The sequence below is a fragment of the Paenibacillus sp. M-152 genome, assembly GCF_003856555.1.
Lineage (GTDB): Bacteria > Bacillota > Bacilli > Paenibacillales > Paenibacillaceae > Paenibacillus > Paenibacillus polymyxa_C.
The window spans coordinates 4,002,293-4,014,493 of sequence record NZ_CP034141.1 but is presented as its reverse complement, the minus strand read 5'-3'; the positions used below and the strand labels follow the sequence as shown (position 1 = coordinate 4,014,493).

Annotated in this window: 10 protein-coding genes; 6 read left to right on the top strand and 4 right to left on the bottom strand. The window is 44.3% G+C overall.

Annotated features, from left to right (window positions below):
* Nucleotides 1–87: 87 nt before the first annotated feature.
* The gene (locus EGM68_RS17425; RefSeq protein ID WP_129549654.1) at nucleotides 88–837 is read right to left on the bottom strand and encodes a YdcF family protein; all 750 of its coding nucleotides are present in this window, start codon (nucleotides 835–837) and stop codon (nucleotides 88–90) included.
* A 147-nt stretch (nucleotides 838–984) separates the two neighbouring features.
* On the opposite strand from EGM68_RS17425, the gene EGM68_RS17420 reads away from it, so the two are divergent.
* The 5 genes from EGM68_RS17420 to EGM68_RS17400 all read left to right on the top strand — a co-directional run bounded on the left by EGM68_RS17420 (nucleotide 985) and on the right by EGM68_RS17400 (nucleotide 6,606).
* Complete coding sequence (locus EGM68_RS17420; RefSeq protein ID WP_013372220.1) at nucleotides 985–1,872, top strand: DMT family transporter; 888 nt, start codon at nucleotides 985–987, stop codon at nucleotides 1,870–1,872.
* 166 nt (nucleotides 1,873–2,038) lie between these two features.
* Complete coding sequence (locus tag EGM68_RS17415; RefSeq protein WP_129549653.1) at nucleotides 2,039–2,815, top strand: NAD-dependent epimerase/dehydratase family protein; 777 nt, start codon at nucleotides 2,039–2,041, stop codon at nucleotides 2,813–2,815.
* Between the two features lie 232 nt (nucleotides 2,816–3,047).
* Nucleotides 3,048–4,040: an ABC transporter permease gene (locus EGM68_RS17410; protein WP_013372218.1), complete on the top strand. Its 993-nt coding sequence runs from the start codon at nucleotides 3,048–3,050 to the stop codon at nucleotides 4,038–4,040.
* 18 nt (nucleotides 4,041–4,058) lie between these two features.
* Nucleotides 4,059–4,952, top strand: coding sequence for a carbohydrate ABC transporter permease (locus EGM68_RS17405; RefSeq protein WP_013372217.1), 894 nt, complete (start codon nucleotides 4,059–4,061; stop codon nucleotides 4,950–4,952).
* A 112-nt stretch (nucleotides 4,953–5,064) separates the two neighbouring features.
* Nucleotides 5,065–6,606: an extracellular solute-binding protein gene (locus EGM68_RS17400; RefSeq protein WP_025675178.1), complete on the top strand. Its 1,542-nt coding sequence runs from the start codon at nucleotides 5,065–5,067 to the stop codon at nucleotides 6,604–6,606.
* A gap of 72 nt (nucleotides 6,607–6,678) precedes the next feature.
* On the opposite strand, the gene EGM68_RS17395 is transcribed toward EGM68_RS17400, so the two are convergent.
* On the bottom strand, nucleotides 6,679–8,940 hold the full coding sequence (locus EGM68_RS17395; RefSeq protein ID WP_016324574.1) for an AraC family transcriptional regulator: 2,262 nt from the start codon (nucleotides 8,938–8,940) through the stop codon (nucleotides 6,679–6,681).
* A gap of 230 nt (nucleotides 8,941–9,170) precedes the next feature.
* Complete coding sequence (gene exlX / locus EGM68_RS17390) at nucleotides 9,171–9,884, bottom strand: expansin ExlX (protein WP_040103278.1); 714 nt, start codon at nucleotides 9,882–9,884, stop codon at nucleotides 9,171–9,173.
* A 349-nt stretch (nucleotides 9,885–10,233) separates the two neighbouring features.
* Between exlX and EGM68_RS17385 the strand changes: the two genes are divergently transcribed.
* On the top strand, nucleotides 10,234–10,950 hold the full coding sequence (locus EGM68_RS17385; RefSeq protein WP_058710248.1) for a metal-dependent hydrolase: 717 nt from the start codon (nucleotides 10,234–10,236) through the stop codon (nucleotides 10,948–10,950).
* A 93-nt stretch (nucleotides 10,951–11,043) separates the two neighbouring features.
* On the opposite strand, the gene EGM68_RS17380 is transcribed toward EGM68_RS17385, so the two are convergent.
* Nucleotides 11,044–12,123 (bottom strand): M42 family metallopeptidase, encoded by a 1,080-nt coding sequence (locus EGM68_RS17380; RefSeq protein WP_058710247.1) that lies wholly within the window; start codon nucleotides 12,121–12,123, stop codon nucleotides 11,044–11,046.
* Nucleotides 12,124–12,201 lie beyond the last annotated feature (78 nt).

The following is a 12,201-nucleotide window of genomic DNA, read 5'->3' as shown; positions in this document are numbered from 1 at the left end:
CAAGCGTCTTGATCGCTTACTAGCTTATAAACTGCGGGCGCAAGACGCTTGTTTGTGCTGTGTCCGTTTTACACCTGTGTATCAACATTATTTAAGCTTTAATGCCAAAATTCCTAAATACTCTTTGAGGGCTGTCCCGGTTGTAGATATGGCCCCAGCAGACGGTGAGAGCTTGGCGGCATACAGTGACAACTTTTCACTTGCCAGATAGTCGGTTGGATAAGCTATGGCTTGCACACCTGCACGCTGAAATTCCAGTGCAGCACGTGGCATATGGAATGCGGAGGTCACCAGAATAGGTTTTGTGAGCTGGTGCTGTTTTAGGATTTTGGAGGTATATACGGCATTTTGCTGTGTATTCAAGGAACGATTTTCGATGAAGATATCCTTTGCCGGAATACCGAGTCCTAATAGCTGCCTCTGCGCAATATTCGCTTCATTACCACTGTCTCCAAACACTTGTCCACCGGAAAAAAGGATAGGTAAACCTGTTGCTTCATGAAGTCTAGCTGCAGTGAGCAGTCGGTTGGCCGCAGACCCTAGCAGATTACCTTGTCCATTGATGTCGGGAGTTCCCTCTGTAGCTCCGCCCCCAAGTACGACAATAACATCCCCTTGAACAGTAAGGGGCTGTGGGTACTGCTTTTCTAGGCTACGAATTAACACATCTCCAGCCAAATTGGTCGATGAAATATACAGCAGCAATGTGACAAGGAGCAGTACAATCGCAGGTTTACGCGCCCGTTTCCATAGCCAGATTACAAGCCCTGCCATCACGAGGATAAACAAACCGGGAGGAAGCACGAAGCTGTATAGAAATTTGATGAAATAAATCAAGTGCTGATAACCTCCTATCCTTATAAGTTTTATCTATTGGATACATTGTAACATAGGCAATTGACTGGATTCCTCTGTTGATAAAGTTGTCTTGTAGGCGTAATATATAAAATCTAGTGATTTTTTTCATAGAGGAGCGAGAGCATCATGGGAGAGTTAACGACAGCCAAGCGGATAATGATGATCGCGCTACTGGTTGTATTGTGGGGCATTTCTTGGCCCATCTATAAAGTTGCACTGGAATACACGCCGCCCCTTTTGTTTGCAGGGCTACGCACATTGTTGGGTGGTCTGCTATTGGGAGCGATTTTAGCACCGAGATGGAATCGTATTCGCTGGAAAGAAAATTGGCGAGTGTATGCTATTTCAGGTATTTTTAACGTAGTCCTGTTTTATGGTTTGCAAACAGTAGGGCTTATGTATGTTCCATCTGGCTTGTTCTCTGTGCTGGTATATCTTCAGCCGGTGCTGGTCGGCATTTTTGCATGGATGTGGCTGGGAGAATCAATGTCCAAACTCAAGGTGATTGGATTAATCATTGGCTTTCTAGGCGTGGCAGCTGTCAGTGTCGGAGGCTTTTCAGGACATGTGGCTATCGCAGGTGTAATTATCGCCATTATTACAGCAGTGAGCTGGGCATTGGGAACCGTATATGTGAAAAAGGTCAACCAGCGTGTGGATTCTTTGTGGCTGGTCGCATTTCAATGTACACTTGGAGGCATCGTGTTAACAGGAGCTGGATCGGTTACGGAAAGCTGGTCGGACATCGTGTGGAATGTTCCGTATGTGTCAGGGCTGGTATTCGGAACTGTGCTGGGAATTTCACTATCCTGGCTGCTGTATTTCACGCTGGTCAATTCGGGGGATGCCAGTAAGGTCGCTTCCTATACGTTTTTGGTGCCTGTGATTTCAGTATTTGTCAGTTCTATGCTGCTTCACGAATCGATTACGGCTTTTCTGCTAATCGGTCTGGTATTAATCGGCTTTAGCATTTATCTGGTTAATCGCAGAGTGAGGGTAGTACGGCAAGCTTGAAATTAATATCTTAAAAAAAGCAACAAGTAAGGACTCTGCTCAGGTAGCAGGGTCCTTTTTTATAGGTGACAGAATGCAGTGAATGACGGTACAAGGTTCCCTCTCTAGGTAGTTGGTTAAGCTATGGATGACGGCACACTGTCAAAGAAGAAGGGAGATGCGGACGATGGCACGGAAATTGTTGATTACAGGAGCGGCGGGCACAATTGGGAAAGTACTCTATGAAGGGCTAAAAGCGGAAGGAAGATATAAAATAACCGCCGCAGATGTAAGGAGGGATGAAGAAGCAGGGATTGTCGAACTGGATATACATGATGCTGCAAGATTGGCTGAGCTTACACACGGAGTGGATACGGTACTACATTTTGCATGGATTAAGGATGAAGGGGACTTTCTCGGCAAAGTGCTGTCTGGCAATGTAAGCGGAGCTTATAAGCTGTATGAAGCTGCGGTTAAAAATGGGGTAAAACGCATTATTTTTGCCAGTTCCAATCATGCCACGGGGTTTTATAGAGTAGGCGAAACCATAGATGTAGAAGATCCCTACCGACCAGATAGTTTTTATGGATTGAGTAAGTGCTACATTGAACTGCTAGGACGGCTATATGCCGATCAGGACAAAATATCTTCAATTAATATCCGCATCGGTAATTTTCCTGGGGATGATCGACCGCATTCGGAGCGCGCTGCTCATATTTGGATCTCTGAGCGCGATATGATCCATCTGACCGTCTGCTGTATCGAGGCCCCTTCAGAGATGAATTATCTTAATTTGTATGGGACATCAGCCAATACAGATAATTATTATGATATTGGCTACTTGGAAGAACGAATCGGATATAAGCCGCAGGATAATGCTGCTGAGTTGCTGGAGCAGGCCAAGAAAATTGGATTTCATGTGAAACAAGATGAAACCACTTTTCAGGGTGGACAAAAGGAATAGAGCAGATTGTCAAAATGTGCTTTATATTAGCTTAAGGCGTCGATCAGGCGCCTCATATTACACAAAACTTCACAAATATCCGAATTGTTCACTCCTCTAGACACTCCTTTGTTCATGAAGCATGAGAGGCTTCACTTTTCGTTTTGAATGCGCTTACATAATATATAGTTATACGGCGGCGATGCTACAAACCTTGCAGTCGGTAATGTATATAGAGGGGGAGTGACTCACATTGAATCAGCCTATGCCCAAAAATTCTGCAATGCTTACGACGGATTCCCGCTTGAACGGTAGGCTGGGAACAGGTAGGAAACACGGTTTCTTCTATGAACTGATCCGCAATCGAGTATTATTTCTGATGTTGTTGCCCACTTTAATCTTTTTCTTCATAAATTCGTACATTCCTATGGTCGGCATCTATTATGCATTTACCCAGTTCGACTTCAATACCAGCCTTTTTGAGGCCCAGTTCGTCGGACTCCAGAATTTTCGCTTTCTATGGCAATCCGGCACGCTGACAAAATTGACATTGAATACGGTTGGATACAACGCGGCTTTTATCTTACTCGGCAACGTGTTAGCGATTGTCCTTGCCATTTTACTGAATGAGTTGCGAGGTCGCTACTTTAAAAAGATCACTCAATCTGTGATGTTTCTGCCATATTTTGTTTCCTTCGTTATTCTAAGTGTCATCGTGTATAACATATTTAATTATGATAATGGTTTTCTGAACACGCTGCTGCTGCAATTCGGCGGTGAACGCGTGGATGTGTATAACAAACCATGGGTGTGGATTTTCTTGATTATCCTGTTCTATTTGTGGAAAAATCTCGGCTACAGTATGGTAATCTACCTAGCAGCGATTACAGGGATCAGTGACGAATATTATGAGGCAGCTAAAATAGACGGAGCTAACATTTTTCAACGAATCTGGTACATTACCGTTCCTATGCTCAAGTCAACATTCGTTGTGCTGCTGTTATTTGCGCTGGGTAGTATTATGAAAGGACAATTTGATCTATTCTATCAGTTAATTGGTAATAACGGAGTGCTGTACAACACGACAGATATTTTGGACACTTATGTGTATCGTTCCTTGAAAGTGACTTTTGATGTGGGTATGGCTTCGGCGGCAGGCGTGTACCAATCCTTGTTCGGATTTGTACTGATCATGACCGTGAACTATATCATCCGCAAGCTGAACGACGAATATGCCTTATTCTAGAAAGGAGGACCGAAACGGATGGCGATCAAAGAGGATGTATACACTCGGATTTTTAAAGTCATTTCTTATGTGGTTATCATTGTGGCATCCATTGCTTGTTTACTCCCGTTCCTACTTATTATCTCGGCTTCACTAACCAGTAATGAATCGATTATCAGGGATGGTTATCACTTTATTCCACAGCAATTCTCGCTGGAAGGATACCGGACGGTGTTCACCTTTCCTGAAGAGGTGTTAAGGGCGTACGGGGTGACGATTTTTACCACGGTTGTAGGCACGACGCTGGGCCTGTTCCTGATGACGATGGCCGGATATGTGCTGGCGCGTAAAGATTTTAAATACCGCAATGCGTTTTCATTCTATATTTACTTTACGACGTTGTTTGGAGGCGGATTGGTACCTTGGTACATTATGCTGACGAAGTATTTAGGGCTGCTAGATACGTATACGGTGCTTATTTTTCCGGGATTGATGACTCCATTTCTGATTATTTTGATGAAAAATTTCATTCGTTCCTCCATGCCGGAAGAGCTGTTCGAGTCTGCTAAAATTGATGGTGCGGGTGATTTTAAAATTTATTATCGAATTGTACTGCCTTTATCTACACCGGGTATTGCCACTGTGGGGCTGTTTCTGGCCTTGGCTTACTGGAATGACTGGTTCTCATCCTCACTCTTTATTAATGACCCGCACAAATACCAGTTGCAATATTATCTGTATAATGTAATTAACTCCATGCAATTTATTGCTCAAATGGGTGCAGGTACCGGCGTGTCCCTGTCCAACGATATGCCGACAGAGTCGACCAAAATGGCAATGGCGATCGTGGTTACGGGTCCCATTTTACTACTGTATCCGTTCATTCAGCGTTACTTTGTCAAGGGATTGACCATTGGTGCGGTAAAAGGATAAAGCGGTACTATAGAGCTGCGATGGCATGACGTGCTGACGGCGTGCCATCCAAGCAGCACTTTTTTGTAAGCGTTTTATTAAAACAGACTACCATTTCAAAGGGAGGATTCACATGACATTCACAAAGAAAAGAAAACAACGCATGTCCATCCTGATTGCAGTAATGGTCATTATGGCGCTCTTAGCTGGATGTGGAGGCGGTAGCGGAAACAGCGCACAAAAAGCAAATGGAGAGGATGATAAATCCCAAAAAGTACAGCTGCAATTTTATATGTTGGGTGATGCTCCTAAGGATCTGCCTACCATTGAGGCAGAGATCAATAAGTTGGCAGAAAAAGATCTGAATGCCACCGTCAAATTTAACTATACGACGTGGACCGACTGGGATCAAAAATATAAGCTGTTATTGTCTTCGGGTCAGCCTATCGACCTGATCTTCACTGCAGATTGGACGCAGTATCAGGCCTATGCCAAGAAGGGCGCATTCCTACCGTTAGACGATCTGCTGCCTAAGGCCGCACCTGCCTTGCAAAAATTTGTACCTCAGGATATGTGGGATGGGGTTAAAATCGGAGGCAAAATTTATACTGTACCTGGCACGTATAAAGAATATGTCACAAACGGTTTTGTATGGCGTGAGGATTTACGCGAAAAGTACAATTTGCCTAAACCGACCGATATCAAAAGTTACGAGGCTTATATGGATGGGATACGTCAGCATGAGCCAAATATGAAAACCGTATCTCTGAACAGCGATATCAAGGGAAATCTGCATGATCGATATACCGAATTAGTAACAAAGAGTGTGGGTGCTTTGCCTTATGGCATTGGTATCAAATATGAAAAACCAACAGAGGTATATAAGTATTGGGGCTCAGATGAACAAAAAGAAGAGCTGAATACTTACAAACGCTGGGCTGATAAAGGATTCATTCCTAAAAACGTATTAAACGTAAAAGATACGCTTCAGGATCAAGTCACTTCTGGTAAAGCAGCGAGTATTTTCGGCGACAATCCAACCCGCTTTAATGACATGGTCATTAAGCTCAAAGCATCCCACCCGGACTGGAAGCTTGAGTACTATCCATTCCCGCTGACAACGGGTTATGCAACTCCGGTGCATCCGATTCATAATGGCTTTGCAATTCCAAAAAGCAGCCCGAACCCAGCCCGCGCATTGGCCTTTTATGAGAAGCTGGTGACAGACAAACGCTATAACCTGCTTACGCAATATGGTATCGAAGGCAAAAACTACGAAGTCAAAGATGGTTACTATCAAATGATAGGTAGCGGTAGTACGAATGGATTTTCACGGGAAGGTATGAACAGCTGGGCTTGGCGTAACCCGGAATACATGTTATTTGATTCAGGTTTTGACCGTGTGAAGAAGATTTTTGCTGAGCTGGATAAAATCCAGAAGCCTGACCTGTTTACCGGCTTTGCAGAGGATTATACGACCTACCAAGCAGAAAAAGCAGCGTTGGAACAGGTTGAGAAGCAATACCTGTACCCGCTCCAAGCTGGACTGATCGACAACGTTGATCAAGGTCTTGAGACCTTCATGCAAAAGGCGAACCAAGCTGGCTTAGAGAAAATTCAAACCGAATATACAAAACAATGGAAAGCCTATGTGAAGGAGAAGGGGATCAAGTAAAACATAAGAGCAGTGATACAAAGCAGAAAAGCAAGTCTCCAGAAAATTGGAGGCTTGCTTTTTTGATGTTACCTATTGCGCATTCGCTTTAGAACGGCGAAAATCTGTGGGCGTCACGCCCAAGCTACGTTTGAACATACGGTGGAAATAAGAGCTACTCGCAAACCCGGTTTGTTCTGCCACGTCAGCCACTGACCAGTCGGTCTGTTCCAGCAGCTCACAGGCCTTGCGAATACGGAGCTGCTGGATGACGTCCACGATGGTAGACATGGTTTGTTGCTTATAAAGCCTACTTACATAAATTGGAGACAAATCCAACTCTTCCGCAATCTGATTGAGACAGAAATTAGGATCTGTATAGGCCTGTTCCATTCGCTCATTGATCTGTTGCACCAAGCGTTCTTGCTTCGTATTTCGTTTTTCCGCTAGACTGGAGCGAATCTGATCAAAGACCAATTGGTAATGATCAATAAGATCCTCGGCGGTCTCTAATCGATCTGCGGATGGTAATTCAGGTTTAGATTCGATAGCAAATCCATTGAGTTCACTTATATGCCGAACGGCATTATTCACACTCATGATGAGCCGGGATATTGCCACCCGAACAGAGGAAAACGGATATTTCTCCATATGCATCAACAGATCTTTGAACATCCGGTGCGCATCCTCCGTATGACCAGATAGCAGCGTATCCAGCAATTTTTTTTCTTTATCCGATGGATACACATAAGTATTTTGGACATCTTCATCTGTAGTGTTTCGTGCATTAATAATACAGCCATGACCCTGAAAAAAACGGTGCATAGATGCGTTCTCTACCTGGCGGTACAGCAGATGTAGCCGTTCTGGTTGACTGGTAATCGCGCTGTAGGTTAGTGATACACTCAGCTTCAAATATTCAAAACAAGCTTCACGTATTTGGCGTAATAGGGTCTCCAGTAGTACCGTGTCTGTATGTTCGGCGGGGTCTAGAATATTGAGCATCAGCAGGACGCTATCCTCATCCATATCAACGGTTTCCACCCGGTATGTCTGCCCGCATATTTCGGAAGCGATATTCATGATTGCAAACTTGTAGGGTAGCAGATCAGGTCCACGCTCGCTTTGCCATCGGGCATATTCATCTATGCGCAGGAGTACAAGGCGATAGTCTTTGTCGAACTGGAACGTAATCCCGAGCTCGCGCAGTCGTTCCGGTTCTTCACCAGCAGGAAGATTTCGGATTCCCCGAATCACATTCCGTAAAATGTTTTGCCGGATCGTATACATACTGTTGCGTTTTTCCGATTCCAGTGAATTCATATGCACAACAATTTGGCCAATAGGCGTATACAACATTTTGGACAGCAGCCAGGAAGCCACAAATCCTGCCATTCCGATGATGGCTGCGATCAGTACCATGGCATTACGAATAACACTCGCCATTTTGATAACGCTTTCATATGGTGTGACACTAATATACTGCCAACCTAGTCCATCCGGGGAAGTATAGGAAATCAGTGATCTTTTACCATGAAATTCTTCTACAAAATAGCCTGTTTCCTGTTTTTTGACTCTGGTATGCAGCCATAGCTGTTCTTTTTCGTTCAAAGCTTCGTCTGTCAACGTCGTCCCAGATAACAGTCTGCCTTGATCGTCTAAAATATAAGCGGTCCCGCCTGAGATGGGGCTCGCCGCCATTTCCTTGTTCATCCAGGCCGCCGATACATTCACAATCACTGCCGAATTTATCGCTTCGTTCGAGTTGATTGCGTCATAACATAAATACGTATAGGCTGCGATGTCTGGGCTTGCTTGCTCTAGGCCAGCCCCGGAGTCTGAGGCAGACAGCAACGGATACGTACGTGGGATAGGCGTAAAGGGTTTGTAGTCCTGATAATGATCGAGCACGCGAATGATATCTGTATCAGCCAGTTCATGTTTGCTGAATAACCCGTTTTGGCCTTGTGATGACGCAATGTAGAAAGTGTCACTTTTAGGGTTATACACATAAATGGATTCAATATACGGCATGGAGTTAAGATAATTATTTAATTCGGTCATGGCAGCGGTTACATCATATACATTGGGTTTGGGATAATACAACAGCTTGGATAGGGTACTGCTGCGGTACATTTGGAATGCCAACGATTGAGCAATAGATGTCATGTTGATGACCTCTTTGCTTCTCAACGTCAAGCTATTGTGATTGGCTTCGAACGCCTGCTCCTTTTCCACGCGGATATAGTAGAAATAATATACAGTGGTGGATACCAGCAATGTTAGTGTTATACATAACGTAATGCTGACCAGCAATTTGCTGTGTAGCTTATGATGCTTTTTGAAATTGCTCATATGAACAGGCCTCCTGTCTGTGTGCACGTAGCTGTAAAGTACACCCTATTTATGTATTCATTATACGTATGATCTTATGAACAGGACAGTGAACAAACCGATTCTTTGTGAAAAATAATGATTTTTCCGTAAAAAGACCGAGAACACGTATACGCAAACTGGATTGCGTCGGTTCCCGGTCGGTTTTATTGGTTCAAATGAAAAGAAGCAAAGATGAGGCGGCACTTCAATCAGTCTGGAAATTGAACATTACCTTTAACGATATAGGCTTGGCCTGTGCCATTTTCGGCTAGAGCTGGGATGGTATCGTTCAGTACGACACCGCGAATGTCCGTAATCCGTATTTTCAGAGGCTGTTTTCCTAAGTTAGTACCCAGAAAGTGGTTGTAATCCTGTTTTTCGAGATTGAGCCATTGCCCGTTTTGTTGGACTTCCATTTTTAAGACCGGATATTTATGATTGCGTACTTGAATGGCTGCCCACCATTGGCTACTGCCTTCTTTAATGCGGTAAGACACATTGCCGCTAACCGGAGCTTTGACAACTTTCCATGAAATATTGATTTTTCCATCCTTTTGATTACCGATCAGGTTGAAGGCATTCGGAGATAGATCAAGTGCGCCACTCGGACCCTCAGGATATAAATCTGTTACATAGACGGTCGTTTTTCCTTTGGGGCCTTGAACTTCCAGATAAGCTCCAGCTAATGCGGCTTTGATTCCGTTATAATTCAGTTGTGTGGGGTTAAGCGCTGTAATTTTGGCATCAGAAGGGATAGGGTCAAGCAGTAATGCTCCTCCAGAGTAACCTGATCCTGTATATGTGGCGTACCCGGTGTATGTATCATTCCAAGCAGCTGAAGCGGGCAGGGCGAACAATACGACACTTAGCAACGATGTCAGACCGATAGTTTTGAACTTTCGAAACAGAGATTTTTCTCGCATAATCATTTCCTCCTTGTTCATTTAATAGATTTATATAGTAAATATAAACACTATATTACCTAATATTCCAAATTGTACAATAGGACTTTGAGGCAAAAAGAAAATGTTGGAAATATTTGTCGACCTACCTATAGGCCATATGGGGTGTTTTTTAGAAATGGCTGTACAGATAAAAAATAAGGGGAGAGTTAAGTAATGGGGGCGAAACTAGGACTTTTGGATGAAGTCTTTTAAATAGAATAAGCGAACTATTGTTCTCGTTTTGATTGTCGTATACAATCGAATCATGCTGATTCGAATAGAGTGATGTCGACTCTGTGTATGCTGCAACGAAAGGATGTTATGCATCATGATGGGAAGAGCCCATTTAATTATTGGAACCGGGGTCTCCCTGTCGGTATTAGCCTTAAGTGGATACGAAGTGACTCCGGCTGCCGTGGCAGCCGCTGTGGTTGGTTCATTGCTACCGGATATTGACGAGCCTAACTCCATGCTTGTTAGCCGTGCGTTACCGAACAAAATGCTTAGACTCGTACAGCTTCTAATGATTGGGGCTGCGGGTTGGGTGTTTTTCACCCGTTTGGCTCCGCCGCCCTGGAATCTTGTTTTGGCTTTGCTGATGATCAGCGCTTCTTTTATGCCTTCACGGTCTATGCGTAAAGTTATCATTTTTCTAATTGGTATCGGCCTAGCCTGGTATGGGGAATCATATGCACCGTGGAATTATATCGCCGGGTGTCTGCTGATCATATGTACGCTTGTTCCGCACCGAGGATTGACGCACACGGTGTATGGCACAGTAGCATGGACCGCGCTGCTTTATGGTACGACACGTTTGCATGGCGATAGCATATGGCTGGCTGGAGGGATAGCGTACTTACTGCATTTATTGGCAGATTCCTTGACGAATAACGGGATTAAGCCTTTGCCACCATTCAAATGGAAGCTACGATTTAGATTAATGAGTACCGGAACCCGGAAGGGAACAAAGGTAGAAAATATCTGTATTACTTTAACAGCTGTACTTGTAGTGATTGCTTTACTTCGGTACAAACATTTAATTTGAATCTTCTATTTTTTCTTCTATTAAAAAAACAGTCAAGTACACGTTGTATGTGTCTTGACTGTTTTTTTATAGCTTCCTATTCTCTGTTACTTCTTAAGCTCGTTCAATAATGGTATTGAGCGTTGTGCGATCCAGATTTTGAACCAGCTTAATGATCAGTTCCTTGGCCGCATCATAATCATCAGTATGAATAATGGACGAGGAAGTATGGATGTACCGTCCACATATGCCGATGACGGTGGATGGCACACCAATTCCGCTCAAGTGCACTTGACCAGCATCCGTTCCCCCAGTGGAGATAAAATATTGGTGCTTGATTTTGTGGGTATCCGCCATATCTTGCACATACTCCACAATCCCGCGGTGTGTAATCATACCTGGATCAAATACCCGCAACAGTGCTCCTTTACCAAGCTGTCCGTATGCATTCGGATCTCCACCCATATCGTTGGCAGCACTGCAATCCAGTGCGAAGAAAATATCCGGCTGAATCAGATTGGCAGCTGTGCGCGCACCGCGCAGTCCCACTTCCTCCTGAACAGTAGCTCCTGCATACAATGTATTGGGAAGCTGGTCCTTTTCCTTATGTAATGCCTCCAACAGCTCAAGCGCCAGGCCTACACCATATCGATTGTCCCATGCTTTAGCCATGATTTTTTTGGGATTCGCAAGTGGAGTGAAGTCACAGATCGGGGCAATAGCCGTTCCGGGCACAATCCCCAGATCTTGCGCCTCCTGTCTGCTGTCTACGCCGATATCCAGGTACATATGCTTGATGTCCATCGGCTTGCTGCGTTGCGCTTCATCGAGCAAATGTGGTGAGACAGATCCAACTACACCAATGATTGGGCCATTTGGGGTCAATACTTGAAGACGTTGTGACATGATGGCTTGGCTCCACCAGCCTCCAACCGGCTGGAAATGAATCATTCCATTTTCCGTAATGCCATTCACAATAAAACCAACTTCATCCAGATGTCCTGCGACCATTACACGTGGTCCACTTTCTTGCCCGCGTAGCACACCAAAAAGACTGCCCAAACGGTCCTGCACGATTTCATCCGTATACCCGGATATTCGTTCTTTAACCCATGCCCGCAGCTCTCGCTCATGTCCAGGAATAGAAGGGAACTCTGTTAAGGTTTTAAACAATTCCAATGTTTTTGCTTCCATGATGTATACCTCACTCCTTATTAATTAACCAGTGGTCGTCATGTATTCAGTATGAATGGATTTGTACGGAATGTCCAC